The 26,714-nt window shown below is 62.0% G+C and carries 18 protein-coding genes; 12 read left to right on the forward strand and 6 right to left on the reverse strand.

The features are described from left to right. Positions 1 to 85: 85 nt before the first annotated feature. The gene (locus tag PSH73_RS02005) at positions 86 to 2,122 is read left to right on the forward strand and encodes a type VI secretion system tip protein VgrG (RefSeq protein WP_186625796.1); all 2,037 of its coding nucleotides are present in this window, start codon (positions 86 to 88) and stop codon (positions 2,120 to 2,122) included. Then, entirely contained in the window at positions 2,122 to 2,832 is a 711-nt protein-coding gene (locus PSH73_RS02010) for a DUF4123 domain-containing protein (protein ID WP_057958110.1), read from the forward strand. Before PSH73_RS02005 ends, PSH73_RS02010 begins: the two co-directional genes overlap by 1 nt. A gap of 1 nt (position 2,833) precedes the next feature. Here PSH73_RS02010 and PSH73_RS02015 read toward each other — a convergent pair whose 3' ends face one another. Continuing rightward, complete coding sequence (locus PSH73_RS02015; protein ID WP_057437305.1) at positions 2,834 to 4,102, reverse strand: O-acetylhomoserine aminocarboxypropyltransferase/cysteine synthase family protein; 1,269 nt, start codon at positions 4,100 to 4,102, stop codon at positions 2,834 to 2,836. Between the two features lie 252 nt (positions 4,103 to 4,354). Between PSH73_RS02015 and PSH73_RS02020 the strand changes: the two genes are divergently transcribed. After that, on the forward strand, positions 4,355 to 5,191 hold the full coding sequence (locus PSH73_RS02020; protein ID WP_057958111.1) for a 23S rRNA (adenine(2030)-N(6))-methyltransferase RlmJ: 837 nt from the start codon (positions 4,355 to 4,357) through the stop codon (positions 5,189 to 5,191). 96 nt (positions 5,192 to 5,287) lie between these two features. Here PSH73_RS02020 and msrA read toward each other — a convergent pair whose 3' ends face one another. The 4 genes from msrA to aceE form a co-directional block, all read right to left on the reverse strand. After that, a complete protein-coding gene (msrA, locus tag PSH73_RS02025; protein WP_057444633.1) occupies positions 5,288 to 5,935 on the reverse strand; it encodes a peptide-methionine (S)-S-oxide reductase MsrA in 648 nt (215 codons plus the stop codon). 67 nt (positions 5,936 to 6,002) lie between these two features. Further along, positions 6,003 to 8,693, reverse strand: coding sequence for a bifunctional diguanylate cyclase/phosphodiesterase (locus PSH73_RS02030; RefSeq protein ID WP_057958112.1), 2,691 nt, complete (start codon positions 8,691 to 8,693; stop codon positions 6,003 to 6,005). A 314-nt stretch (positions 8,694 to 9,007) separates the two neighbouring features. Further along, entirely contained in the window at positions 9,008 to 10,660 is a 1,653-nt protein-coding gene (gene aceF, locus PSH73_RS02035; RefSeq protein ID WP_057958113.1) for a dihydrolipoyllysine-residue acetyltransferase, read from the reverse strand. Between the two features lie 11 nt (positions 10,661 to 10,671). Continuing rightward, entirely contained in the window at positions 10,672 to 13,317 is a 2,646-nt protein-coding gene (gene aceE / locus PSH73_RS02040; RefSeq protein WP_057958114.1) for a pyruvate dehydrogenase (acetyl-transferring), homodimeric type, read from the reverse strand. Between the two features lie 383 nt (positions 13,318 to 13,700). Between aceE and glnE the strand changes: the two genes are divergently transcribed. The 9 genes from glnE to PSH73_RS02085 all read left to right on the forward strand — a co-directional run bounded on the left by glnE (position 13,701) and on the right by PSH73_RS02085 (position 24,318). Further along, on the forward strand, positions 13,701 to 16,640 hold the full coding sequence (gene glnE, locus PSH73_RS02045) for a bifunctional [glutamate--ammonia ligase]-adenylyl-L-tyrosine phosphorylase/[glutamate--ammonia-ligase] adenylyltransferase (RefSeq protein ID WP_057958115.1): 2,940 nt from the start codon (positions 13,701 to 13,703) through the stop codon (positions 16,638 to 16,640). Between the two features lie 198 nt (positions 16,641 to 16,838). Further along, positions 16,839 to 17,873: a lipopolysaccharide heptosyltransferase II gene (waaF, locus tag PSH73_RS02050; protein ID WP_115127229.1), complete on the forward strand. Its 1,035-nt coding sequence runs from the start codon at positions 16,839 to 16,841 to the stop codon at positions 17,871 to 17,873. Between the two features lies 1 nt (position 17,874). Further along, positions 17,875 to 18,936 (forward strand): lipopolysaccharide heptosyltransferase I, encoded by a 1,062-nt coding sequence (gene waaC, locus PSH73_RS02055; protein ID WP_057437702.1) that lies wholly within the window; start codon positions 17,875 to 17,877, stop codon positions 18,934 to 18,936. Beyond that, a complete protein-coding gene (locus PSH73_RS02060) occupies positions 18,936 to 20,057 on the forward strand; it encodes a glycosyltransferase family 4 protein (protein WP_115127231.1) in 1,122 nt (373 codons plus the stop codon). The genes waaC and PSH73_RS02060 overlap by 1 nt, the downstream gene beginning before the upstream one ends. Continuing rightward, on the forward strand, positions 20,057 to 20,863 hold the full coding sequence (gene rfaP, locus PSH73_RS02065) for a lipopolysaccharide core heptose(I) kinase RfaP (protein ID WP_057958118.1): 807 nt from the start codon (positions 20,057 to 20,059) through the stop codon (positions 20,861 to 20,863). The genes PSH73_RS02060 and rfaP overlap by 1 nt, the downstream gene beginning before the upstream one ends. Beyond that, positions 20,863 to 21,597 carry a lipopolysaccharide kinase InaA family protein gene (locus PSH73_RS02070; RefSeq protein WP_057958119.1) on the forward strand — a complete coding sequence of 245 codons (735 nt, stop codon included), beginning with the start codon at positions 20,863 to 20,865 and terminating at the stop codon, positions 21,595 to 21,597. Before rfaP ends, PSH73_RS02070 begins: the two co-directional genes overlap by 1 nt. After that, on the forward strand, positions 21,594 to 22,346 hold the full coding sequence (locus tag PSH73_RS02075; protein WP_120731360.1) for a lipopolysaccharide kinase InaA family protein: 753 nt from the start codon (positions 21,594 to 21,596) through the stop codon (positions 22,344 to 22,346). Before PSH73_RS02070 ends, PSH73_RS02075 begins: the two co-directional genes overlap by 4 nt. After that, positions 22,346 to 23,797, forward strand: a complete 1,452-nt coding sequence (locus PSH73_RS02080; RefSeq protein ID WP_120731362.1) for a lipopolysaccharide kinase InaA family protein — start codon at positions 22,346 to 22,348, stop codon at positions 23,795 to 23,797. The genes PSH73_RS02075 and PSH73_RS02080 overlap by 1 nt, the downstream gene beginning before the upstream one ends. A gap of 209 nt (positions 23,798 to 24,006) precedes the next feature. Next, positions 24,007 to 24,318: a hypothetical protein gene (locus PSH73_RS02085; RefSeq protein WP_282405192.1), complete on the forward strand. Its 312-nt coding sequence runs from the start codon at positions 24,007 to 24,009 to the stop codon at positions 24,316 to 24,318. Between the two features lie 150 nt (positions 24,319 to 24,468). Here PSH73_RS02085 and PSH73_RS02090 read toward each other — a convergent pair whose 3' ends face one another. Further along, positions 24,469 to 26,580: a TonB-dependent receptor gene (locus PSH73_RS02090; protein WP_057958122.1), complete on the reverse strand. Its 2,112-nt coding sequence runs from the start codon at positions 26,578 to 26,580 to the stop codon at positions 24,469 to 24,471. Between the last annotated feature and the right edge of the window lie 134 nt (positions 26,581 to 26,714).

The following is a 26,714-nucleotide window of genomic DNA, read 5'->3' on the forward strand; positions in this document are numbered from 1 at the left end:
GATTAACTGAATTGCCTGCAGCGTACGCAGCTCGGCAAATGGCTGGTGCAGAATTCCAGGCCCTCCACTTGCAGAGAAACACCGGATGTTCGCTCCTGCCAATCAAAGTGCGTTTAGCCTGACTGTCGATGGCCAGCCCAGTGACCTCAAGGTCCTGGCGTTCAAGGGCGAGGAGGCTATCAGCCAGCCCTATCGTTTCGATCTTGAGTTGGTCAGCGAACAGCCGGACCTGGATCTGGAAAACCTCCTGCACCGCCAGGCCTTTCTCGCCTTTGATGCCCAGGGCCATGGCATCCATGGGCAAATCCAGCGGGTCGCGCAAGGTGACTCGGGCCGGCGCCTGACCCATTATCAATTGAGCCTGGTGCCGCAGTTGGCCTATCTGCAACACAGTGCCCGGCAACGCATTTTCCAGCACAAGACGGTGCCGCAGATTGTCAGCCTGGTGCTGGAGGGGCAGGGCATCCAGCGCGATGCCTTTGAGTGGCGACTGGGCGCGACCTATCCCGAGCGCGAGTACTGCGTGCAGTTCGATGAAACCGACCTGGCATTTATCCAGCGGCTGTGCGCCGAACTGGGGATTCACTATCACTTTCAACACCGGCCGGACGGGCATCTGCTGGTGTTCGGCGATGATCAGACGGTGTTTGCCCAGGCAGCCCAGCCGACGGGCTATGCGCCGGGTTCGGGCATGGTGGCGGCGGCGCCGGTGATCAAGCGTTTCACGGTGCGCCTGGAGGCGCGGACTACCGGGGTCAACCTGCGCGACTATGATTTTCGCAAGCCGCGTCTGGTGCTGGAAAGCGCCGCCCTCGGCGAGCAGCTACCGCCGCTGGAGGCCCAGGGCTACCCTGGGCACTTCACCGACCGTACCCATGGCAAGCACCTGGCGCAGCGGGCGCTGGAGCGTCATCGCAGCGACCAGCGGCAAGCCTACGGCGAGGGCGACCAGACGGCGCTGGTCAGCGGACAGTTCCTCACACTGGCCGACCATCCGCGCCAGGCATGGAATGGCCTGTGGCTGGTGACGCGGGTGATCCACCAGGGCCGGCAACCGCAAGTGCTGGAGGAGTCTGTCGGCGCGATGGATGAGCAGGGGTATCGCAACGAGTTCTTCGCCACGCCCTGGGACGTGCCGTTTCGCCCGCCGCTGCCTGCGGCGAGGGCGCCGGTTGCAGGCTTTCAGAACGCTGTGGTCACCGGGCCGGTCGACAGCGAAATCCATTGCGATGAGTTTGGCCGGGTCAAGGTGCAACTGGCCTGGGATCGCCACGGCCAATACAGCGAACATTCCAGCTGCTGGCTGCGGGTTGCCAGCGCCTGGGCCCACGAACACTACGGCAGCGTGGTGATCCCGCGGGTGGGCATGGAAGTGCTGGTGGGGTTCGTCAACGGCGATGTCGATATGCCGCTGGTGGTCGGCTGCCTGGCCAATGGCGCGACGCCAGTGCCCCTCGACCTGCCCGCGGACAAGACCCGCAGCATCTTCCGCAGCCAGAGCAGCCCAGGGGGTGGTGGCTATAACGAGCTGCGCATCGAAGACCGCAAGGGCGCCGAGCAGATCTACCTGCGGGCCCAACGCGACTGGACCCAGCACGTGCTCCACGATCTGCGCCTGCAGGTGGATCACCAGCGGCATGTGCAGGTAAGCGGCGAGTCGCACCACGAGTTGCACGGCGAAGAGCAGCGGATTACCCACGGCAACCGGCTGACGGAACTCAAGCAGGACGATCACCTGGTGATCGCGGGGCAGCAACAGGTGCAAGTGGCGCGTTATTCGTTGCAGGCGGGCGAGCAGATCAGCCTCGGCGCAGGCCAGCAAATGGTGGTCGATGGCGGCGCCAGCCTGACGCTGCAGGCCGGTGGGCAATGGATCACATTGTCGGCCGGGGGGATTTTCAGCAGCACACCGATCCAGTTGGGCGGTGCGCCGTCGGCTGCCACGGCGCCATCACCCCTGCGTCCAGGGGTTCAGGAAACCCTGCTGGCGGTGTTGGCCGCACCGTTGAGTGCCGCACAGGTGTTCAGCTTCAGGCGCAGTGCGCCGTTCTGTGAGGAGTGTGAGCGCTGCAACAATGGCGTCTGCGACACTCCGCAGCATCGAGTGGGGGGCTTGCGCTGATGACCCCCCGTGAGTGGCTGGCCCAGGAGCCGCTGCAGGACGGCGAGCAGCTGTTTGTCATCCTGGCCAGTACCAGTGAGTGTCAGCCGGTGGCGGCCTGGCGCCAGGCAGATGGCGGGCCATTGAGCCCGGTGTGGGCCGGCAGCGAGTACGCCGCCTGGGCTGAGGTGATGCCCTATGTGGCATTGGTCAGCGAGAGCAGTGGGTTTCTCGACTGGGTGGCCGAATGCGCGGCTACCGATTGGGGTTGGTTGGCCATTTCCTCCAGCCCGCTGCCCACGGTGGTCGAACATCTCGCCAGCCTGACCAAGGTGCGTTTGCCCGAGGGGCAGGAAGTGTTTTTCCGCTTCTGGGATGGTGGCTATCTGCTGCCGATCCTGCAAGGGCTGGGGCCTGGTGCGGGGGAGGTGCTTGCGGTATTTCGACGCTACTGGATCAACGGCCAGCTCCAGGAAGTGCCGGCCACGGGAGTGGGGGCGGCGAGGAAAAGTCCCTGGTGGGAGGTGCCCCCCACGCTACTCAAGCAGCTTGGCGAACAGTCCAGCGTGACCCTGGTGGATAACCTGCTGCAATGGCTGGCCCAGGAGCATCCCGACGTGCACGACGCCTTCGCGCCAGCGACCTTGCAGCACAAGGTCGCGTACTTTGTGCGCCCACCTTACGCCGGGCAGCAGGCATTGATTGCCTACCTGGCCGGCGAGCGGGGTTGAGTCAGGCGTTCAGTGACTGCTGCAAGTCATCGAGCAGGTCCTCGATCGCCTCGATGCCCACCGACAGGCGGATCATCTCCGGACGTACGCCGGCCTTGGCCTGCTCCTGCTCGTTCATCTGCCGGTGGGTGGTGGACGCTGGGTGGCAGGCCAGGGACTTGGCGTCGCCGATATTCACCAGGCGCTTGAAGATCTGCAGCGCATCGTAGAAGCGCACCCCGGCGGCATAGCCGCCCTTCAGGCCGAAGGACAGGATCGCCGAGGGTTTGCCCTGCATGTACTTTTGCGCCAGGTGATGGTGCGGGTGATCCGGCAGGCCGGCGTAGCTGACCCATTCCACCTGCTCGTGGGCCTGCAGGAACTGCGCGACTTTCAACGCGTTCTCGGTGTGGCGTTCCATGCGCAGGGCCAGGGTTTCCAGGCCTTGCAGCAGCAGGAAGGCATTCATCGGGGCCAGGGCGGCACCGGTGTTGCGCAGCGGCACGGTGCGGGCACGGGCAATAAAGGCTGCGGGGCCGAATTTCTCGCTGTACACCACGCCATGGTAGGCCGGCTCGGGTTGGTTGAGGCCGGGGAATTTCTGCGGGTAGTCGGTCCAGGGGAAGGTGCCGCTGTCGACAATCACCCCGCCCAGAGAGTTGCCGTGGCCGCCGACATACTTGGTCAGGGAATGCACGACGATATCCGCGCCAAACTGGATCGGCTTGCACAGGATCGGCGTGGCGACGGTGTTATCCACCATCAGCGGTACGCCGCGGGCATGGGCGACGTCGGCCAGGGCCTGCAGGTCGACGATATTGCCCGCCGGGTTGCCGATGCTTTCGCAGTACACCAGCTTGGTGTTGTCGTCGATCAGCTCGGCGATGGCCTCGGCCGAGTCGTTGCGGGCGAAGCGCACATCAACGCCGAAGCTCGGCAGCAGGTGGGCGAACAGGGTGTAGGTGCCGCCGTACAGCTGTGGGGTGGAGACGATATTGTCGCCGGCGCGGGTCAGGGCCTGGATGGCATAGTGAATGGCCGCGCTGCCCGCCGACACGGCCAGGGCCGCGATCCCGCCTTCCAGCGCGGCCATGCGCTGTTCCAGCACGTCGTTGGTGGGGTTCATGATCCGCGTGTAGATATTGCCGGGTACGTCGAGGTTGAACAGATCGGCGCCATGCTGGGCGTTATCGAACTCGAAGGCGACGTTCTGGTAGATCGGCACGGCGACCGCCTTGGTGGTCGGGTCCGATTTGAAGCCGTGGTGCAATGCGATTGTGGCGTCTTTCATGGTGGATACTGACCTCCCTGGATTGCATGGGGCAGCCCCGGATAAGGTAGGAGCTGGCTTGCCTGCGATGGCATCAGCGCAGAGTACGGGTAATACCGCGTCGCCTGCATCGCGGGCAAGCCCGCTCGCACATAACTCGCTAGAACGTTTTCGCTGCTGTTCCTACATTTGCGACATAAGCACCGCCCGGCATGCAGCCCTGCACCTTTGCCCGCGTAAAAGGTAAACTTCGCCCCCTGCGCAGGAGCAACCATGAATTATCGTCACGCCTTTCACGCCGGCAACCACGCCGATGTCTTCAAACACCTGACCTTGACCCGCCTCATCGCCCTGATGTCGCGCAAGGAACAGCCGTTTGCCTATCTCGACACCCACGCCGGGATTGGTCTGTATGACCTGCAAGGCGACCAGGCCAACCGCACCGGTGAATACCTGGAAGGTATTGCCCGCCTGTGGGGCGAGGCGGACCTGCCGGCGCTGACCGCTGACTACATGCGGGTGCTGCACGAGATGAACCCGGATGGCCAATTGCGCTATTACCCTGGTTCGCCAGAACTGGCGCGACGCCTGACCCGCCCCCAGGACCGCGTGCTGCTCAACGAAAAACACCCGGAAGACGGCGTGTTGCTCAAGGACAACATGAAGGGCGACCGCCGTGTGAAGGTCCATCTGGGCGAAGGCTGGCATGTGCCACGGGCCTTGCTGCCGGTGCCGGAAAAGCGCGCGCTGATGCTGATCGACCCGCCGTTCGAGCAACTCGACGAGATGCAGCGTTGCGCCGCCTCCCTCAAGGAAGCCGTGGGCCGCATGCGCCAGACGGTCGCCGCGATCTGGTACCCGGTCAAGGACCAGCGCATGTTGCGCCGTTTCTACCAGGACCTGGCCGGCACCGGCGCGCCAAAGCTGCTGCGCGTGGAGTTGCTGGTGCATCCGCTGGATACCCCCAACACCCTGACCGGTTCGGGCCTGGCGATTGCCAACCCGCCGTGGGGGCTGGAGGAGGAGTTGCGTGAGCTGCTGCCGTGGCTGTCGAAAAAACTGGGGCAGACCCAGGGTGGGTGGCAGATGGATTGGCTGATCGCCGAGTAACGGCATCGCTCTTTAGAGTGCTATCGCGGGCAAGCCCGCTCCCACATGGTGATGTGATCCCATGTGGGAGCGGGCTTGCCCGCGATGCTTTTGACGTCAGATCGGGCAGGTCACGCCAGTACCGCCGATCCCGCAATAACCCTGGGGATTCTTCGCCAGGTACTGCTGGTGATAGGCCTCGGCGAAGTACACCGTGGGCGCCTCGTCGATTTCCGTGGTGATCTCGCCCAGGCCGGCCTTGGTCAGTTCTTCCTGATAGGCCTGTGCACTGGCCTTCGCAGCCTCCAGTTGCTCAGGCGTGGTCGCGTAGATCACCGAGCGATACTGGCTGCCAATGTCATTGCCCTGGCGCATGCCCTGGGTTGGGTTGTGCAGTTCCCAGAACATTTTCAACAGGTCTTCGTACTTGAGTTTGGCCTGGTCATACACCACCAGCACCACTTCGCTATGGCCGGTCAGGCCCGAGCAGACTTCTTCGTAGGTCGGGTTTGGTGTGAAGCCGCCGGCGTAGCCGACCACGGTGCTGACCACGCCGTCGCGCTGCCAGAATTTGCGTTCTGCGCCCCAGAAACAGCCGAGGCCAAAAATCGCAAACCCCACATCGTCCATAAACGGGCCCAGCAGCGGGTTGCCGTTGACGAAGTGCGTCTCGGGCAGATTCATCGGGGTTTCACGACCAGGCAGGGCTTGTTCGGCAGTAGGCAGCACGTTTTTATTCACCAGGATTTCCGAGCGCAAGACCATGATCAGTCCTCTCGTCAGGTTGAGTTAACAGTTCAGACCACCAGTGTGCCCGAGTGTTACAGCGCTGTCAGGCGATTGGCCCGCGTGGATAGCGTTTGAGCCTGTCCAGCAACTCGGAGCCGGGGATTGGCCGGTCGAACAGGTAGCCCTGGCCGACGTCGCAGCGATGGCGGCGCAGGAACGCCAGTTGCTCGGCAGTCTCGATGCCTTCGGCGACCACCTTGAGCTTGAGGTTGTGCGCCATGGCGATCACCGCCGAGGTGATTTCCATGTCGTCCTGGTTGTCCGGGATTTCATGGATAAAGCTGCGGTCGATCTTGATGATGTCGATGGGGAATTTCTTCAGGTAACTCAGGGACGAGTAGCCGGTGCCGAAATCATCCATGGCCAGGGTCAGGCCGAAACTCTTCAACTGATCCAGTTGCAGGCGCGTGTCCTCGGTGGCTTCCAGCAGCAGGCCCTCGGTCAGCTCCAGCTCCAGCAGGTTGGCCGGTAGCTGTTCTTCCTTGAGGATGCTGGCGATGGAGGCCACCAGGTCCGGGTCGGAAAACTGCTTGGGCGACAGGTTGATCGCCACCTGCAAGTTGCCCATGCCCGCGGCGCTCAACTGCTTGCTCATGCGGCAGGCCTGGCGCGCGATCCATTTGCCGATGGGGATGATCAGGCCGGTCTCTTCGGCGACGCTGATGAACTGGTCCGGACGGATCATGCCCTTTTCCGGGTGGTTCCAGCGCAACAGCGCCTCCATGCCGAGCAGGCGCCCGCTGCGCAGGCACAGCTTGGGCTGGTAGAACACGTCCAGCTCGTTCTGGGTCAGGGCGCGGCGCAGATTGTTTTCCACGAACAGTTTGTAACTGGCCTCGGCATTCAGGGTTTCGGTAAACACCTGCACCTGGTGCTTGCCGTTGGCCTTGGCCTTGTGCAGCGCCAGGCCGGCGTTGCGCATCAGGGTCTGTGGGTCGCGGCCATGCAGCGGGGCGCAGGCCAGGCCCACGGAGCCGGTGACGCTGATCAACTGGTTGTCGACGAACATCGGTTTGTCGAGGGTCATCAACAACTGGCAGGCCATTTGCTGGCCGACTTCAAGGTCGGCGTTGTCGAGCAGCACCGCAAATTCGTTACTGGCAAAACGCGCCAGGCTGCCGCCGGCATTGAGGCTGTTGCGCAGGCGCCGGGCAAGGCTGATCAGCAACTTGTCGCCGGTCTGGTGGCCGAGGCTGTCGTTGATCCGCTTGAAGTTGTCGATATCCACCAGCAACAGGCTGATGGGCGCGTCGCTGTCGCGGGCGAAGCGTTCGTCGAGGTTGCGGATAAACGCCGGGCGGTTGCCCAGGTTGGTCAGGTTGTCGGTGTAGGCCAGGCGCTCGATACGCTGCTGGGCCAGCTTGGCCTGGGTGATGTCTTCGTAGATGCCGATGTAGTGGGTCAGTTCGCGGTTGTCGCCATACACTTTGGAAATCGACAGCTGGCCCCAGTACGGTTCGAGGTTTTTGCGCCGGCTCTTGAACTCGCCCTGCCAGCTGTTGCTTTGGGCCAGGCTGGAGGGCGCGTCGAACAGCAGTTCGCTGAGGTTTTCCAGGGCCGGCAACTGGGCCAGGCGATGGCCGTGGACTTCTTCGGTGCTGTACTGGGTGATTGCGGTAAAGCTGGGGTTGACGTACTCCACTACGCCGTCGCAATTGACCAGCAGGAAGGCGTTGGCACTTTGCTCCACGGCGCGCTGGAACAGATGCAGGGCGCTGGTGGCGGTGCGACGGTTGTGGTTGTTGATGACCTGGGCGAACTGGTCGGCCAATTCACCGGCAAAGGCAATTTCATCGGACAGCCAATCTCGGGTGCAAGTGCTTTGTTCCAGGCACAGCACGCCCACCACCTGGCCATCCACGCGGATACTGGCGTCGAGCATGGCGTGGACTTCCAGGGGGCGCAGGCTTTCGGCCATGTCCCGGGTGCGGGGATCGCGCAGGGCATTGCCGGCGTCGATGGCGCGGCTGCTTTGCAGGGCTTCCAGGTAGTCCGGGAAGCCGCTGGCATCAATCGGCAAGGGCAGATGGTGCTGCTGGTCGGCGCGGTGAAAAGCAGAAATCGGCACCAGTTGCTGGCCTTCGAGGTTCCAGATACTGGCGCAGTCGATCTGGTAGATATCGCAGGCACTGCGGGTGATCAGTTCGGCGGCTTCTTGCAGGGAATTGTTGGTGCTGTAGCGCTGGCGGGCCAGCAGCAGGATCAGCTCCTGCTGGGCGCGCACCCGCTCCAGGTGCTGCAACTGTTCCTGTTGTGCACGCTGGTTGAGCTCCAGGGCGATCTGCAGGCGGCTGTTCTGGTCCTCCAGGTCGGCGGTGGGCATCGGCGCCAGGTTGCTGAACAAGCCGTCTACCACCATCAGGTAGCCGCGTAGCAGGTGGCGATTGTGCTGCTTGTAGGCCTCGCCGACCTCCAGCAGGCTCAACTGGCCGTCGTTGGTGTGCAAGGTGTAGCGCACCAGGTAGTGGGGGCTGGCGGTCAGTTGCTGCTGGATCGCGTCATGCAACTGGTAGCGTGCCTGGGGCTCCATCAGGCTGGCGTAGGGCGAGCCGATCAGCGAGCACAGCTCTACGGCGGGCAAGCCGAATTGGCGTTCACAATTGGGGTCAAGGTACAGCAGCGCCCAGCTGGCCTCATTCAGCCGCTCGAAACGCAGCATACCGAGGCGCGAAGGCACCGGTAATTGCGTCACGACCTCGGCCGCCGTTCGGGCGACATCGGGTTGGCTTTTCATGGGGGAGCTCGCTTGGAAAAATGCGCATCGCGCCGGGCTATCGCCCTCTTTATTGCTGTCTGCGGCAAGGTTGCATCATGCAGCACGGACTGACAAGAGAGGATGAAGGCTAAGTGCTATAAGTGGGTTATCGGCCGTGCAGCGGATTTCTACAGTCGCAATGATGGACGGTTATCCTGCGTGGCCTTTGTAGGCGCCTGGGCAATTGAGGCGGGCAAAAAAAGCCCCGCCAAATTGGCGGGGTTGAGGTACGAGCGTGGCGCTCGGAAATCGTTGCAGCCAGGCCTCCCCGGTGAAGGGGAGGCCGCTGCCGTTTACAGCAGGATGGTGCGGATGTCGTTCAGCAACTGGCTCAGGCGCTGGGTGAAGCGTGCAGCGGCCGCGCCATTGATCACGCGGTGATCGTAGGACAGCGACAGTGGCAGCATCAGCTTCGGCTGGAAGGCCTTGCCGTCCCACACAGGCTGGATAGTGGCCTTGGAAACACCGAGGATCGCCACTTCCGGCGCGTTGACGATTGGCGTGAAGCCAGTGCCGCCAATGTGCCCGAGGCTGGAGATGGTGAAGCAGGCACCTTGCATGTCGTCCGGAGTCAGCTTCTTGTCGCGGGCCTTGGCAGCCAGTGCAGCCGCTTCGGCAGCCAGTTGCAGCAGGCTCTTCTGGTCGACGTTCTTGATGACCGGTACCAGCAGGCCATCCGGGGTGTCGACGGCGAAGCCGATGTGCACGTATTTCTTGCGAATGATCGCCTTGCCGCTTGGTGCCAGCGAACTGTTGAAGTCCGGCAGCTCCTTGAGCAGGTGCGCGCAGGCCTTGAGCAGCAGTGGCAGCACGGTCAGCTTGACGCCAGCCTTCTCGGCCACGGCTTTCTGCGCAACGCGGAAAGCTTCCAGGTCGGTGATATCGGCCTGGTCGAACTGAGTCACGTGCGGAATGTTCAGCCAGCTGGCGTGCAGACCGGCTGCGCCGATTTGCATCAGGCGCGTCATCGGCACTTCTTCGATTTCGCCGAAGCGGCTGAAGTCTACGGTGCGGATCGGCGGAATGCCCGAGCCACCGGTAGCAGTGCCGGCAGCCGGAGCTTCCTTGGCTTTTTGCATCATGGACTTGACGTAGACCTGCACGTCTTCCTTGAGCACGCGACCATGTGGGCCGGTAGGGCTGACAGCGCTCAGCTCGACGCCGAATTCACGGGCCAGTTGACGCACGGCAGGGCCGGCGTGAGCCTTGGCACCACTTGGCGCAGGGGCAGCCGCCGGGGCCGGTGCGGCCTCGGCTTTTGCCGCAGGAGCCGGGGCGGCGGCAGCCGGTGCAGCTTCAGTCTTGGCGGCCGGAGCAGCAGCGGCAGCGGCAGGCGCCGGAGCAGCAGCAGGCGCAGCGCCTTGTACTTTCAGCTTGAGGATGAAGTCACCAGTGCCGACTTCGTCTTCGAGCTTGACCGCGATGCTTTCCACTACGCCGGCAGCCGGCGATGGGATTTCCATGGAGGCCTTGTCGGACTCCAGGGTGATCAGCGACTGGTCGGCTTCGACGGTGTCGCCGACTTTGACCAGCAGCTCGATGATCTTGGCCTTGCCCGACGAGCCGATGTCCGGGACGTGAATGTCCTGGACAGTGGCAGCGGCCGGAGCTGCGGCCGGGGCAGCAGGCGCCTCGGCAGCAGCAGGTTTTTCGGCGGCTGGTGCCGGTGCAGCAGCGGCAGCAGGCGCCGCCGCCGGGGCCGCATCAGCGGCACCTTCGATTTCCAGCTCCAGCAGTTCGTCGCCTTCTTTCAGGCGGTCGCCCAGCTTCACTTTCAGGCTCTTGACCACGCCGGCCTTGGGAGCAGGGATTTCCATGCTCGCCTTGTCCGACTCCAGGGTCAGGATGCTCTGGTCGGCTTCGACGGTGTCGCCGACCTTTACAAACAGCTCGATTACTTCACCTTCACCGCTGCCGATGTCAGGTACGCGAATGAGTTCGCTCACAAAAAGTCTCCTCAGCAGTCCAGTGGGTTGCGTTTTTCCGGGTTGATCCCGAACTTGACGATGGCGTCAGCCACCACCTTGGGTTCGATCTCACCACGGTCAGCCAAGGCTTCCAGGGCTGCCAACACCACAAAGTGACGGTCGACTTCGAAGAAGTGACGCAGCTTCTTGCGGCTGTCACTGCGGCCGAAACCATCGGTGCCCAGGACTTTGAATTCCTTGGACGGGACCCACTGGCGAATTTGTTCAGCAAACAGTTTCATGTAGTCGGTAGAGGCGATAACCGGCCCCTTACGGCCAGCCAGGCACTCTTCGACGTAGCTCAGCGCAGGCTTCTGGCCTGGGTGCAGGCGGTTGCTGCGCTCTACGGCCAGGCCGTCGCGACGCAGTTCATTGAAGCTGGTAACGCTCCACACATCAGCGCCGACGTTGAACTCTTCACGCAGGATCTTCGCCGCTTCACGCACTTCGCGCAGGATGGTGCCGGAGCCCATCAGTTGCACGTGGTGTGCCGCTTCCTTGGTGTCTTCTTCGAGCAGGTACATGCCCTTGATGATGCCTTCTTCAACACCGGCCGGCATGGCAGGTTGCTGGTAGGACTCGTTCATCACGGTGATGTAGTAGAAAACGTCCTGCTGCTCTTCGGTCATCTTCTTCATGCCGTCCTGGATGATCACCGCCAGCTCGTAGCCGTAGGTTGGATCAAAGGTGCGGCAGTTCGGGATGGTGGCAGCCAGGATGTGGCTGTGACCGTCTTCGTGTTGCAGGCCTTCGCCGTTCAGCGTGGTGCGCCCGGCGGTACCGCCGATCAGGAAACCACGGGTACGGCTGTCGCCTGCTGCCCAAGCCAGGTCGCCAATGCGCTGGAAGCCGAACATCGAGTAGAAGATGTAGAACGGCAGCATCGGCTGGTTGTGACTGGAGTACGAAGTACCGGCAGCGATGAAGGAGCTCATGGCGCCCGCTTCGTTGATGCCTTCTTCGAGGATCTGGCCCTTCTTGTCTTCCTTGTAGAACATCACCTGGTCTTTATCGACTGGCTCGTAGAGCTGGCCGACGGAGGAGTAGATGCCCAACTGGCGGAACATGCCTTCCATACCGAAGGTACGGGCTTCGTCCGGGATGATAGGGACGATGCGCGGGCCGATTTCCTTGTCCTTGACCAGTTGCGCGAGGATCCGCACGAAGGCCATGGTGGTGGAGATTTCACGGTCGCCCGAACCGTCAAGGATTGCCTTGAGGGTGCTGAGGTCCGGCGTCGGTACGCTGAAGCTCTGTGCGCGGCGCTGTGGCACGAAACCGCCCAGTGCAGTGCGACGCTCGCTGAGGTAGCGGGCTTCGGCGCTGTTTGGCTCGGGCTTGAAGAACGGCAGGTTCTCCAGCTCTTCGTCCTTGACCGGAATGTCGAAGCGGTCGCGGAACAACTTCAGGCTGTCGACATCGACTTTCTTGGTGTTGTGGGCGGTGTTCTTCGCTTCGCCGGCACCGGTGCCATAACCCTTGATGGTCTTGGCCAGGATGACGGTCGGTTGTTCTTTGTGGTTGACCGCTTCGTGGTACGCCGCGTAGACCTTGTACGGGTCGTGGCCGCCACGGTTGAGTTTCCAGATCTCGTCGTCGGACAGGTCGGCAACCATCGCCTTGAGTTCAGGCGTGTTGAAGAAGTGTTCACGTACGAACGCGCCGTCTTTGGCTTTGTAGTTCTGGTACTCGCCGTCGATGACTTCGTCCATGCGGCGTTGCAGGATACCGTCGACGTCCTTGGCCAGCAGTGGGTCCCAGAAACGGCCCCAGATGACTTTGGTTACGTTCCACTGGGCACCGCGGAACACGCCTTCGAGTTCCTGAATGATCTTGCCGTTGCCGCGAACCGGGCCGTCGAGGCGCTGCAGGTTGCAGTTGATGACGAAGATCAGGTTGTCCAGCTTCTCGCGGCCGGCCAGGGAGATGGCGCCCAGGGATTCCGGCTCGTCGCACTCGCCGTCGCCCAGGAAACACCAGACCTTCTGCTTGCCTTCGGGGATGAAGCCACGGGCTTCCAGGTACTTCATGAAACGTGCCTGGTAGATCGCCTGGATCGGGCCCAGACCCATGGATACGGTCGGGAACTGCCAGAAGTCAGGCATCAGCCAAGGGTGCGGGTACGACGACAGGCCGCCACCGTCGACTTCCTGGCGGAAGTTGTTCATCTGGTCTTCGGTGATGCGACCTTCCATGAACGCACGGGCGTAGACGCCTGGCGAGGTGTGACCCTGGAAGTAGATCAGGTCGCCGCCGTGTTCTTCGGTCGGGGCCTGGAAGAAGTAGTTGAAGCCAATGTCATACAGGGTTGCGCTGGAAGCGAAGCTGGAGATGTGACCGCCCAGGTCAGAATCTTTCAAGTTCGTGCGCATAACCATCGCCATCGCGTTCCAGCGTACCAGCGAGCGAATGCGGCGTTCCATGAACAGGTCGCCAGGCATGCGTGCTTCGTGGGTAACGGGGATGGTGTTGCGGTATGGCGTGGTGATGGCGTAGGGCAGTTGCGAGCCGCTGCGGGTCGCGAGTTCGCCCATACGGGTCATCAGGTAGTGAGCACGGTCTTCGCCTTCTTTGTCGAGAACCGATTCCAGGGCGTCCAGCCATTCCTGGGTTTCGACGGGATCGAGGTCTTGCATGGCTTGCTCCAGGGCGGAAAGGCTACCAGAATCGGTTGCCTGAAGTTTGCGACTGGCCTTGTGGGCAGACGACATAAATTCTTGGATGGCCGAAGGTTGCTTCGGCGTCCTGTAGTTTTACTACAAATCGTCGGCCATTTCAGCCTTTCGAATGTATATACGAGTAGTAAAACTACACAAGACCGAGGTGGTTGCTCGGTCTGGCTGGTGAGCATAATCGTTATTGTTGATCTTTTGCGAACAAGAAAAGGTAGAAGTTTAATGTTGCCTGCCAAAATTAATGATTTTTCAGCTATTTCTAACTTTTGTTCGACAGTCCTTCATCGAGCGTGGTTCTTGCGTTCACAGCCACTCGCCATTCACGCGCCGATCAAGGATAGACCATGAGCCTTCCAACGCTGGTTGAACTCCCAGCCGTTCTGTTGCCATTTGCCAACCGGGCCGAGCAGTCATTTCGTGACGCGGCGGCCATGCTGGATGCCGATCATGGCCTGTCTGCGTGGACGCCGCAACGTTGGGCCGACTTCGCCCGGGTGTGTGCCGCCAGCGATTTTGTGATTGAACAGAGTGTTCGTGACCCTTTGATGTTGCTTGAGCTGGTGGCCTGGGGCGAGCTGGACCGCGGCTTTGCGCCTGATGAGCTGTGTGGGCAGATTGCCGCAGCCGTGCAACAGGCTGAAACAGAAGATGAGCTGGGGCGTGTGCTGCGTCGCCAGCGCACCCGCCAGCAAGTGCGGATCATCTGGCGCGACCTGACCCGACAGGCGGACCTGGTACAGACCTGCCGCGACCTGTCGGACATGGCCGACGCCAGCATCGACCAGGCTTACCAGTGGCTGTACCAGCGCCACTGCGCGCAATTCGGCACCCCCATCGGCGGGCGCAGCGGCGAGCCGCAGCAGATGGTCATCCTCGGCATGGGCAAGCTGGGTGCGGTGGAACTGAACCTGTCGTCGGACATCGACCTGATCTTCGCCTACCCCGAAGGCGGCGAGACCGTGGGCGCCAAGCGGGCCCTCGACAACCAGGAGTTCTTTATCCGCCTGGGCCAGAAACTGATCAAGGCCCTGGACCCGATGACCGTCGACGGCTTTGTGTTCCGGGTCGACATGCGCCTGCGGCCCTACGGCTCCGCCGGGGCGCTGGTGTTGAGCTTCAACGCATTGGAGCAGTACTACCAGGACCAGGGCCGCGACTGGGAACGCTACGCGATGATCAAGGCGCGGGTGGTGGCCGGCGACCAGGTGGCCGGCGCGCAACTGCTCGACCTGCTGCGCCCGTTTGTCTATCGGCGTTACCTGGACTTTTCTGCGATCGAAGCGCTGCGCACCATGAAGCAGTTGATCCAGCAGGAAGTGCGGCGCAAGGGCATGGCCGACAACATCAAGCTGGGGGCTGGCGGCATCCGCGAAGTGGAGTTTATCGCCCAGGCGTTCCAGCTGATTCACGGTGGCCGCGACCTCAGCCTGCAACAACGGCCGCTGCTGAAGGTGCTGGGCACCCTGGAAGGCCAGGGCTACCTGCCGCCGGCGGTGATTGCCGAGTTGCGTGCCGGCTATGAGTTCCTGCGCTACACCGAGCATGCGATCCAGGCCATTGCCGATCGCCAGACGCAAATGCTGCCCAACACGGACGAGGACCAGGCGCGCATTGCCTTTATGTTGGGTTTTGCCAACTGGACGGCGTTCCATGAACAGTTGATGTACTGGCGTGGCCGGGTGGACTGGCATTTCCGCCAGGTGATTGCCGATCCGGACGAAGAGGAGGGGGTGGAAAGCGAATTGGTGGTGGGTGGCGAGTGGCTGCCCTTGTGGGAAGAATCCCAAAATGAGGAGGCCGCCTGTCGCCAATTGGCCGAAGGCGGCTTTGCCGACGCGCCCAAGGCCCTGAAAGCCTTGGCCAGCCTGCGCGGCAGCCCGCAATTGCGCGCGATGCAGCGCCTGGGGCGTGAGCGCCTGGATGCGTTTATCCCGCGCCTGCTGGCCCAGGCTGTCGAACATGCCAACCCGGACCTGGTGCTGGAGCGTGTGCTGCCGTTGGTAGAGGCCGTCGCGCGGCGTTCTGCTTATCTGGTGCTGTTGACGGAAAACCCTGACGCCTTGCGTCGGTTGTTGACCCTGTGCGCCGCCAGCCCGTGGATTGCCGAGCAGATCACCCGCTTCCCGCTGCTGCTGGACGAATTGCTTAACGAAGGCCGCCTGTTCAAGCCGCCCTTGGCGCCGGAACTGGCCGCCGAACTGCGCGAGCGCCTCACACGCATCCCTGAGGATGACCTTGAGCAGCAAATGGAAGCCCTGCGCCACTTCAAGCTGGCGCACCGGTTGCGGGTCGCGGCCTCGGAAATCGCTGGCAGCCTGCCGCTGATGAAGGTCAGCGACTACCTGACCTGGCTCGCCGAGGCGATTCTGGAGCAGGTGTTGGCCCTGGCCTGGCGCCAGACCGTGGCCCGCCACGGTACGCCGCAACGCCTGGACGGTACCTTGTGCGACCCCGGATTTATCATCGTCGGTTATGGCAAGGTCGGCGGTATCGAACTGGGACATGGCTCGGACCTGGACCTGGTGTTTATCCACGACGGTGACCCCCAGGCCGAAACCGACGGCGCCAAGCCGATTGATGGCGCGCAGTTCTTTACCCGCCTGGGCCAGCGCATCATTCACCTGCTGACCACCCAGACCAACTCTGGGCAATTGTACGAAGTGGATATGCGCCTGCGACCTTCTGGCGCATCCGGCCTGCTGGTCAGCTCCCTGGGGGCATTTGCCCGTTATCAGGAAAACGAGGCCTGGACCTGGGAGCATCAAGCCCTGGTGCGCGCGCGGGTGCTGGTCGGCAGCCAGGACGTGGGCCGGGCGTTTGAGGCCGTACGGGCGCGGGTACTGGGGCGCACGCAGGACCTGGCGAAGCTGCGCCAGGAGGTCAGCGAGATGCGCGCCAAGATGCGTGACAACCTGGGCACTAAGTCGACCGCAGCCGGCACCGCGGCGAATGCCTTCGAGCCCACGGCGCTGTTCGATCTCAAGCAGGACGCAGGAGGTATCGTCGATATTGAATTTATGGTGCAATACGCCGCTTTGGCGTGGTCTGCGCAACATCCATTGCTGCTGCGCTATACCGACAATATCCGCATCCTGGAAGGCTTGGAGCAGGTCGGGCTGATGCCCGCCGCCGATGCCCACCTGTTGCGCGAGGTGTATAAGGCCTACCGCTCGGCAGCCCATCGCCAGGCCTTGCAGAACGAGGCGGGTGTGGTGGCCGGGGATCAGTTTGCCGACGAACGGCGGCAGGTGAAACGGATCTGGCAAGAACTGGGGTTAAGCTAAAACACTACGGCGACCCCAATTGAATGTGGAGACCGGCTTTAGGTGGAAGCGGGCTGGCCCGCGATGCAGGCGCTGCGGTCTGGCTGACAGCACGCGGTGATGCTATCGCGGGCCTGCCCGCTCCCACACAAACCGTGACCTACAGTAATTATCGAGGCGGGGAGGCATGAGCCTCCCCGAATCGTTTGTGGAAACTACATGAATATTCTGATCGTTGGGCCCAGTTGGGTCGGTGACATGGTAATGGCGCAGACACTGTTCCAGTGCCTGAAACAGCGTCATCCCGACTGCCAAATCGACGTGCTTGCCCCCGAGTGGAGCCGGCCGATCCTGGAGCGCATGCCCGAGGTACGGCAGGCCTTGAGCTTCCCGCTCGGCCATGGCGCGCTGGAGCTGGCGACCCGGCGGCGGATCGGCAAGTCCCTGGCCGGCCAGTACGACCAGGCGATCCTGCTGCCCAACTCGATGAAGTCGGCCCTGGTGCCGTTCTTCGCCGGCATCCCCAAGCGTACCGGCTGGCGCGGTGAGTTCCGCTATGGCTTGCTCAATGACGTGCGCAAGCTCGATAAGGCCCGCTACCCGCTGATGATCGAGCGCTTCATGGCCCTGGCCTATGCGCCCAATGCCGAGTTGCCGACGCCGTATCCACGGCCGAGCCTGCTCATCGACCCGGTCACCCGCGACGCGGCCCTGGCCAAGTTCGGCCTGAGCCTCGATCGGCCGGTGCTGGCGCTGTGCCCAGGCGCCGAGTTTGGCGAGTCCAAGCGCTGGCCGTCGGAGCATTACGCCAAGGTCGCCGAGCTGAAAATCCGCGAAGGTTGGCAAGTCTGGCTGTTTGGCTCGAAAAACGATCACTCGGTGGGCGAGGATATCCGCCAGCGCCTGATCCCCGGCCTGCGCGAAGAAGCGGTCAATCTCAGTGGCGATACGTCATTGGCCGAGGCCATCGACCTGCTGTCCTGCGCCGACTCGGTGGTGTCCAACGACTCCGGCCTGATGCACGTGGCCGCCGCGCTGAACCGCCCGCTGGTGGCGGTGTACGGCTCCACCTCGCCGGGCTTTACCCCGCCATTGGCCGACAAGGTCGAAGTGGTGCGCCTGGGCCTCGATTGCAGCCCGTGCTTTGACCGCACCTGCCGTTTCGGCCACTACAATTGCCTGCGCCAGTTGCTGCCCGATGCGGTAGCCGAAGCCTTGCAGCGTTTGCAGGGCAACGTGGTCGAGGTTCATTGAGTTGCGGGTACTGGTAATCAAGACCTCATCCCTGGGCGATGTGATCCACGCCTTGCCGGCATTGACCGACGCGGCCCGGGCGATCCCGGGGATTCGCTTTGACTGGGTGGTGGAAGAAGGCTTCGCCGAAATCCCCACCTGGCACCCGGCGGTGGACAAGGTGATCCCCGTGGCGATTCGCCGCTGGCGCAAGAACCTCTGGCAGACCTTCAAGAGTGGCGAGTGGCGCCGCTTCAAGAAGCAGATCCAGTCGACTAAATACGACCTGGTAATCGACGCCCAGGGCCTGCTTAAAAGCGCCTGGCTGACCCGCTATGTGCGGGCGCCGGTGGCGGGCTTTGACAGAGATTCAGCTCGCGAACCCATTGCTGCGCGCTTCTATTCCCGGCGCCTGGCGGTTGCTCGTGGCCAGCATGCGGTGGAGCGCTTGCGCCAGCTGTTCGCCGTGGCCCTGGGCTATGACCTGCCCAAAGGCCTTGGGGATTACGGCCTGAGCACTGAGAAACTGCTCGGCCTGCCGCCTAAGAAGCCTTTTGTGCTGCTGCTGCACGGCACCACCTGGGACACCAAGCACTGGCCCGAAGCCTACTGGCGCGAGCTGGCCGAGCGCATGGGCAGCCTGGGAGTGGATGTGAAACTGCCGTGGGGCAATGCCGCCGAAAAAGCCCGCGCCGAACGCCTGGCCCAGGGCCTGGCCAATGCCGAAGTCTTGCCCAAGCTGAACCTGGCCGGTGTGGCGCGGGTATTGGCCGGCGCCAGGGCCTGTGTGGCGGTGGATACCGGCCTCGGGCACCTGGCCGCTGCGCTGGATGTGCCGACGATCTCCCTGTTCGGCCCGACCAACCCGGGCCTGACCGGTGCCTATGGCAAGGCGCAGATTCATCTGGGCAGCGATTTCCCCTGCGCGCCCTGCCTGCAAAAGAAATGCACCTACCAACCGAGCGCTGAAGACCAGCGCCGGTTTGATCTCAAGCGCGAGTGGCCACTGTGCTTTACTCGCCTGAACCCTGAGCGTGTGGCCAGCCGACTGAGCACGTTGTTATTGGCTGAGGAGCTGCACTGATGCAACTGGCATTTGTACTGTACAAATATTTCCCCTTTGGTGGCTTGCAGCGCGACTTCATGCGCATCGCCCTGGAGTGTCAGCAGCGCGGTCACCAGATTCGTGTGTACACCTTGATCTGGGAAGGCGACGTGCCACCCGGTTTTGAAGTGCTGGTGGCGCCGGTCAAGGCGTTCTTCAACCATCGGCGCAACGAGAAGTTGACCGCCTGGATGCAGGCCGACCTGGCCAAACGCCCGGTGGACCGCTTGATCGGCTTCAACAAAATGCCCGGCCTGGATGTGTACTACGCGGCAGACGGCTGTTTTGAGGACAAGGCACAGAACCTGCGGCATTCGCTGTATCGCAGCTTTGGCCGCTACCGGCACTTTGCCGAGTACGAGCGCGCGGTGTTTGCCAAGGAGGCCAAGACCCAAGTGCTGATGATCTCCGAGGTCCAGCAGCCGCTGTTTATCAAACACTACGACACGCCGCTGGCGCGCTTCCACCTGCTGCCACCGGGCATCGCCCAGGACCGTCGGGCGCCGCCGAATGCGGCCGAGATCCGCGCCGGCTTCCGTGCCGAATTCAACCTCGCGGACGACGATCTGCTGCTGGTGCAGATCGGTTCGGGCTTCAAGACCAAGGGCGTGGACCGCAGCCTCAAGGCGCTGGCCGCACTGCCGCCAGACCTGAAGAAGCGCACCCGCCTGTTTGTAATTGGCCAGGACGACCCCAAAGTATTCCAATTGCAGAGTGCTACCCTGGGCCTGGGCGACAATGTGCAGTTCCTCAAGGGGCGCAGTGATATCCCGCGTTTCCTGCTGGGCGCCGACCTGTTGATTCACCCGGCGTACAACGAAAACACCGGGACTGTGCTGCTCGAAGCCCTGGTGGCCGGGTTGCCGGTACTGGTCACAGCGGTGTGTGGTTATGCCCATTACATCAGCGAAGCTGATTGCGGGCGTGTGCTGGACGAGCCTTTCGAACAGGCCCAGCTCAACCAGTACCTGGCCGGGATGCTCAGTGATCAGCAGCAACGTGCGGCCTGGAGCCGCAATGGTCTGGCCTTCGCCGAGACGGCCGACCTCTATAGCATGCCGCAGCACGCTGCGGATGTAATTCTGGCGGAGCAACACTGATGAAGTTGATTCTTGCCGAACCGTTCAAGAGCCTTTGGGCCGGGCGCGATGCGTTCGCCGAAGTCGAGCTGTTGGAGGGTGAGGTTTACCGTGAACTGGAAGCCCGTCGCACCTTGCGCACCGAGGTGGATGGACGCGGCTACTTTGTGAAAATCCACCGTGGCATCGGCTGGGGTGAAATTTTCAAGAACCTGTTCACCGCCAAACTGCCGGTGCTGGGCGCCGGGCAGGAGTGGCAGGCAATCCAGCGCCTGCATGAAGTGGGCGTACCGACCATGACCGCCGTGGCCTACGGCGAGCGCGGCGCCAACCCGGCCGACCAGCATTCCTTTATTGTCACCCAAGAGCTGGCGCCGACCATCAGCCTGGAAGACTTGAGCATGGACTGGCTCAAGCAGCCACCCGAGCCGCGTCTCAAGCGCGCGCTGATTGCCGAAGTGGCCCGCATGACCGGGATGATGCATCGCGCTGGCGTCAACCATCGTGACTGCTACATCTGCCACTTCCTGCTGCACACCGACAAACCGGTGACGGCCGATGACTTCAAACTGTCGGTGATCGACCTGCACCGTGCCCAAGTGCGCCCGCGCATCAGTCAGCGCTGGCGCAACAAGGATTTGGCGGCCCTGTATTTCTCGATTCTGGATATCGGCCTGACCCGCCGCGACAAGTTGCGCTTCCTCAAAGGCTACTTCCAGCAACCCCTGCGCCAGATCCTGGCCGAGGAAGGCGCGCTGCTGCAGTGGCTGGAGCGCAAGGCCAGCAAGCTCTATGACCGTAAAGTCCGGTACGGAGGTGCGCTCTGATGGCGGGTTGGAACCTGGAACCTGCTTACTCGGAGCTTGTGGACGATTTTGGTAGCCTCGATGCGGTGTTTGCCCTGCAAGGCGAGCGGCTGACCCGTGATCCGCTGTCCGAAGTCATTCGTGTGCAGCGCGGCGGGGTCAACTATTACGTCAAGCGCTACACCGGCGCCGGCAAGGGGTTGCGGCGTTACCTGGGCAAGCCACGGGTCAAGTCCGAATGGCAGAACCTCAAGCGCTTCGCCAAGTGGGGCATTCCCACGGCCGAAGTCGTGGCCTGGGGCCTGGAGCGCAAGGGCCTGGCCTATGATCGTGGGGCGATGATCACCCGCGAGTTGCCCCGCACCGAAGACCTGGCGGCCCTGGCTGAACGCAAGGATCCGCAATTGTCCGACCCGGTATGGGTCGACAAGGTCAGCCGCCAGCTCGCCGAATACACCCGGACCATGCACGACCACCGGTTTACCCACAACGATTTGAAGTGGCGCAACCTGTTGATCGACGACCAGCAGACCCTGTACCTGATCGACTGCCCCAACGGCGACTTCTGGCGCGGGTTCTGGCTCAAGTACCGGATCACCAAGGACCTGGCGTGCCTGGACAAGGTTGCCAAATACCACTTGTCGGCCACCCAGCGCCTACGCTTCTACATGCAATATTGTCGGCGCAAGCACCTGAATACGTCGGATAAACAGCGGATTCGCCATGTGCTGAAGTTTTTCGAGGGACGCGAATGAATGACTTCCTGGCAACTGAAGATCGGGCCTTGCTGGAGCGCAATGGCCTGGCTGACTTCGACGCCCTGTGGGCCAGGCAACTGGACGCAGTGGATGAGCCCAACACCAGTCGCGGCGGCTGGAGCAGTGTGTTCCGCCTGGAACTCGAAGGCCGTGGCTATTACCTCAAGCGCCAGAGCAACTACCTGACGCGCACCCTGCATCGGCCCTTTGGCGAGCCGACCTTTGCCCGTGAGTTTCGCAATATCAGCCGCTATCGGCAGAAGGCGATCCCGGCCTTGCAGGCCGCTTTTTATGGCGAGCGCAAGGTTGCCGGCGAATACCGCGCCTTGCTGCTGACCCGCGCGCTGGATGGCTGGAATGACCTGGACTCACTGCTCGAGCAGTGGCCGGCCCTGAGTGCCGCCCAGCACCACGCGATCCTCGTGGCTTGCGGCCAATTGGCGCGCAAGCTCCATGGCGTCGGCCAGGTGCATGGCTGTTTTTACCCCAAACATATCTTCCTGCAGGCCACCGGCGACGGTTACGCAGCGCAGTTGATCGACCTGGAAAAAACCCGGCCGCTGTTGCTGGGCCGGCGTGATCGGGTCAAAGACCTTGAGCCATTGCTGCGCCGTGCTGGCGCATGGACGGCAGCGCAGGTGCGGCAATTCCTGGCGGCCTACCTCGACCAGCCGGAGGACAGTTCGCTGGTGGATACCTGGGCGCAGTACCTGGCGGGGCGGCGCAGTCACAAGGAGGCCCGCTGATGCGGTTGTCTGAGCTCAAAAACGCCGGGCGTACGCCCACGTTGCCCTTGAGTATTGAGTTGGCGGATGCAGCGGGCCCTGGGCAGTTGCAACTGCTGAGCCTGTTGCGGGTGTTGCCCGGCCAGCGTTATGTGGGCGCGGCCATCTGGCGTGGCCGGCCGGTGCTGGCCAAGTTGCTGGTGGGTAGCAACGCCGCGCGACATTTCCAGCGCGAACTCCAGGGCGTGCGCCTGCTCGCCGAGCAAGGCCTCACTACCCCGCTGTTGCTCGCCGACGGCCTGCAAGACGGTGAGGGTGGCTGGCTGCTGTTCGAGTTTCTGGAAGGGGCCCAAAGCCTGGCCGACGCCTGGGCGGCAGTCGAAGCCTTGCCGCCCTTGGCCGATGAGCAACAGGCGGTACTGGCCGAAGCGCTGGGTGCGATTGCCCAGATGCACGCCAAGGGTTTGTGGCAGGAAGATCTGCACCTGGACAACTTGATGCGTCAGGCTGACAAGCTGTATTTGATCGACGGGGGGGGGATCTGCGTCGAACAGGCGGGTAAACCCCTGTCACGTAACCGGGTGCTGGAAAACCTCGGGGTGTTTTTTGCCCAGTTACCGAGCGACCTCGAACCGTTTACCGAAGAATTACTGGTGCACTACCTGTTAAGCAACGGCGAGCACGCGTTGCCCCTGGAAGCCTTGCAAAAACAGGTGCGCAAAGTGCGCGCCTGGCGCCTGAAAGACTTCATGGGCAAGATTGGCCGTGAGTGCACCTTGTTCAGCGTAGTGCGCGGGGCCTTTGGGCTGCGCGCCATCCGGCGTGAAGAAGAAGCTACCCTGCTGCCGGTACTGGCAAACGTCGATAGGCTTGTCGACCAGGGCCAAATGTACAAGGCCGGCGCCTCGGCCACGGTGGCCGGGGTTGATGCTGCGGGTCGAGCGCTGGTGATCAAGCGCTACAACATCAAGGGTTTTATGCACTGGCTCAGGCGCTTCTGGAGGCCCAGCCGCGCCTGGCACGCCTGGAGCGAAGGCAACCGCCTGACATTCCTGGGGATTGCCACGCCCAAGCCCCTGGCGCTTCTGGAGCGACGCTTTTTCTGGCTGCGCAGCCGGGCTTATCTGGTCACCGAGCACCTGTCCGGGCCCGACCTGATCGAACACCTGGCCCCTTACGTGGACAGCGGCGAGGTGCCCGAGCCTGAGCTATTGGCCCTGGATCGCCTGTTTGGCGAGCTGATTCGCGAGCGGATCAGCCATGGCGACTTCAAGGGGCGCAACCTGTTCTGGCAAGGAGGGCGTTGGGTGCTGATTGATCTGGATTCGATGTGTCAGCATGGCTCGCTGAGCAGCTTCGCACCGGCGTTTGCCAAGGACCGTGCGCGGTTTATGCGCAACTGGCCGGTTGATAGTGCTTTGTATCGTGTGATTGATCAGCGCTTGCCCAAGGTGAGCGAGTTAGTTGGGTGATCCGCGTGAGGCCGTCATAAGTCGTAGCGATTTCTTCAGGTCTGGGAAATCACAGTGTTTTCGAAGGCAAGGGGCATTACTTAATATTTTGATTAAGTAGTGCTCTGGACATTGTTTGTTGGGGTTAATAGGTTGTATCGACGCTTGATAAGAATATCTTATATAGATGTTTGTTGAATGGTCGAAATGTTAATTCCGGGAGTGTGCAAATGACTTCGATAACAGGCTTTCATCCGTTTTCTTTTTACAGTGATCTGGCCGGTAAAAATAAGCCGATAGATCCGGTGAATCCAACAAGCCCAATAGATAAAGTGCAGTCGGGTGTGCGCAATCCAAAGGACACAACCGCTGGTGATGACGCCGAATTTTTTAACGCCGATACCCAGGAATGGCAGCCAACCGCCTCTAATGGCAAAGGTGATGGCAGTTATGTGAACTTTGGTGATCCCTATCGAGAGCCCATAGATCATGAACTGGTTTACGGAGCCAATGGGGAGTGGCAATTAAAAGCTGATGGATGATTGCTTAAAAGTTGAGTGGGTATTTTTGTTTGTGGTTCTTTGTAATTTTGGTGGGTACTTTTCAAAGTGTAGGGGGCGGGTTATAGGAAGTTTCTGTTATTAATGTGGGAGCCAAATGGGCAATGTTATTTGCCCATTGGTTTTTATCACTCAAAAGCTGTACTGGGCTCCTGCGCCCGCATACCACGACCTGCCGGGCGCGGCTTCGTAATAACGATCGTTGCCATCGCCGACAATCACCGAACCGATGTACTGGCGATCCAGCAGGTTGTCCAGGCGCAGGGTCTGGTGAAAGGTCCAGTGTTCGACTTTCTGTTCAAAGCGTGCACGCCAGTTGAAAACGCTGTAAGCCGGAGCAGCATGCTTCTGGTTGGTGTCTTCGACATAGATCTTGCTGCGGTACATGCCTTCGACGGCGGTGCTGACCCAGTCCCGTGGTTTCCAGTTCAGTTCGGCAAAGAGCGTGGTCTGTGGGACGCCGGGTAGGTAGTTGCCCTTCTCCACGGTTTTGCCGCTGTTGCTGAAGTTGCTGTCGTAGGTGGCTTGCAGGCGGGTGTAGGCGAGGTTGGCGCTCCACTGTTCGCTCAGTTGGCTTTCGATACCCAGCTCAAAGCCACGGCGCAGGGTGCGGCCGGCGTTTTGGTAGCTGGTGCGTCCGCCATTGGACTGTGCGACTACCAGCTCATCCTCGGTGGTGATCTGGAACACAGCGGCATTGACCCGCGTGCTGTTGTTCACCTGCGCCTTCAAACCCACTTCATATTGAGTACTTTCTGACGGCTTCAGGCCAAAGTTGAAACCTTCGATGGCGCCCGGGGCGTAGGCCATTTCGGCTTGGGTCGGCGTTTCGAAGCCCTTGCCAGCGCTGACATAGCCGTGCAGCTCAGGGGTAAACGCGTACATCACGCTCATCGACGGCGTGTTCTTCTGGTAGGTCTTGTTGCCACTGGCATCGCCATTGCTCAGGAACTGGTCATCGACGTCCATTTCCATGGTGCTGTGGCGCAGCCCGGCTTGCAGGGTCCAGCGGTCGATGGCCCAGTTGGCCTGGATGTACGGGTCAAGGCTGCGGGCGGTGTCGATTTCATTGCGGCGTAATTCGCCTTTCACGCCGAGGGTGTTGCCGTTGTAGTTCTTGTAGCCGTGACGGCTATCTTCGCTCTGGTCGAAGTCCAGGCCGGTGATGATCATCAATTCGCCCGGCATGCTGTCGATGGGCTGCATCCAGCGCACGCCACCGCCGTAGAACTTGCGGTCGAATTGCACGACGCCACCGCCGCGTTCGTTGGCCGGGTTAAGCCCCCCGTTCACCGTGAACTTTGGAATCGACAAATACTGAATCACATTCCTGCGCCCGGTGTAGGCATTCACCTGCAATGTCGCATCGCCAATGTACCGCTCGTAATTCATCCCTACCTGTTGGTGATCAATGCTCTTGCGTGTGTTGTACGCCAGGGCATTGCTGCTCACCGAGCGCGGGTCGGCCTTGTAGCCTGCCCAGGTCTGCCCCAGCGGGTCCTGGGTGCCGTTCTGCTCCAGGCTGCTGTAGATCAGGGCCAGCTTGCTGTCGTCATCGGGCTCGAGGTTGAGCTTGGCGAAGGTCTGGTCGCGGCGGGCGCTGCTGTGGTCGCGGTAGCCGTCGGTGTCCATGCGTGAGGCATCGAGGACAAAACCGGCGCCCTGCACCGCGCCCTCGGCGCTGAGGTGATGCTTGTTCAGGCCATCGCTGCCGACCAGGGTTTCGGCGCCGATACGGGGTGGGCCTTCGCCGTTGCGCGAGAACATCTGGATCACCCCGCCGGCGTTGCTGCCATACAGGGTGGCGGCCGGGCCGCGCAGGACTTCGATGCGGTCGGCGGTGTCGAGGTTGAAGGTGGCGGCCTGGCCCTGGCCGTCCGGGGTGCTGGCGGGGATGCCATCGGCAATCAGTTTGATCCCGCGTACGCCAAACGCCGAGCGCGCGCCAAAGCCACGGGAGGAAATCTGCAGGTCCTGGGCATAGTTCTGGCGGTTCTGCACCACTAGCCCCGGCACGCGGGACAGGGCTTCCGAGGCATTGATGCCCAGCTGGCCGTCGCTGATCTGCTCACGGCTGATGCTGTCCACCGAGTAGGGCAGGTCGAAACTGCGGCTGGCACTACGCGAGCCCGTCACCACACTGGGGTCGAGAATCAGTGGGGCCTCTTCGGCCAGGGCCGTTTGCTGCAGGCCCAGCAGGCTGGGGAGCAACATCGCAAAACAGGTGGGAGCAACAACTTTCATGAGCGAACCAACTTCTATGACGCGCAGCGCGGGCGCGGAAAAAAGGGCGCGAGTTTAACGATTCTGCGTGGCGTTTCCGACGAATATTCCCGCAAAATGCCGGCATATTCGTCTTACGCCATCTTGGGTTAGGC

This window comes from Pseudomonas sp. FP2294 (assembly GCF_030687625.1).
GTDB classification, from domain to species: domain Bacteria; phylum Pseudomonadota; class Gammaproteobacteria; order Pseudomonadales; family Pseudomonadaceae; genus Aquipseudomonas; species Aquipseudomonas shahriarae.

Coding starts and splice junctions, on each gene's coding strand:
- PSH73_RS02060 (WP_115127231.1), top strand. CDS start 18,936: ATGCAACTGGCATTTGTACTGTACAAATATTTCCCCTTTGGTGGCTTG.
- PSH73_RS02085 (WP_282405192.1), top strand. CDS start 24,007: ATGACTTCGATAACAGGCTTTCATCCGTTTTCTTTTTACAGTGATCTG.
- PSH73_RS02010 (WP_057958110.1), top strand. CDS start 2,122: ATGACCCCCCGTGAGTGGCTGGCCCAGGAGCCGCTGCAGGACGGCGAG.
- PSH73_RS02075 (WP_120731360.1), top strand. CDS start 21,594: ATGAATGACTTCCTGGCAACTGAAGATCGGGCCTTGCTGGAGCGCAAT.
- PSH73_RS02090 (WP_057958122.1), bottom strand. CDS start 26,580: ATGAAAGTTGTTGCTCCCACCTGTTTTGCGATGTTGCTCCCCAGCCTG.
- waaF (WP_115127229.1), top strand. CDS start 16,839: ATGAATATTCTGATCGTTGGGCCCAGTTGGGTCGGTGACATGGTAATG.
- msrA (WP_057444633.1), bottom strand. CDS start 5,935: ATGGTCTTGCGCTCGGAAATCCTGGTGAATAAAAACGTGCTGCCTACT.
- aceE (WP_057958114.1), bottom strand. CDS start 13,317: ATGCAAGACCTCGATCCCGTCGAAACCCAGGAATGGCTGGACGCCCTG.
- PSH73_RS02030 (WP_057958112.1), bottom strand. CDS start 8,693: ATGAAAAGCCAACCCGATGTCGCCCGAACGGCGGCCGAGGTCGTGACG.
- PSH73_RS02020 (WP_057958111.1), top strand. CDS start 4,355: ATGAATTATCGTCACGCCTTTCACGCCGGCAACCACGCCGATGTCTTC.
- PSH73_RS02005 (WP_186625796.1), top strand. CDS start 86: ATGTTCGCTCCTGCCAATCAAAGTGCGTTTAGCCTGACTGTCGATGGC.
- glnE (WP_057958115.1), top strand. CDS start 13,701: ATGAGCCTTCCAACGCTGGTTGAACTCCCAGCCGTTCTGTTGCCATTT.
- PSH73_RS02080 (WP_120731362.1), top strand. CDS start 22,346: ATGCGGTTGTCTGAGCTCAAAAACGCCGGGCGTACGCCCACGTTGCCC.
- PSH73_RS02015 (WP_057437305.1), bottom strand. CDS start 4,102: ATGAAAGACGCCACAATCGCATTGCACCACGGCTTCAAATCGGACCCG.
- PSH73_RS02070 (WP_057958119.1), top strand. CDS start 20,863: ATGGCGGGTTGGAACCTGGAACCTGCTTACTCGGAGCTTGTGGACGAT.
- rfaP (WP_057958118.1), top strand. CDS start 20,057: ATGAAGTTGATTCTTGCCGAACCGTTCAAGAGCCTTTGGGCCGGGCGC.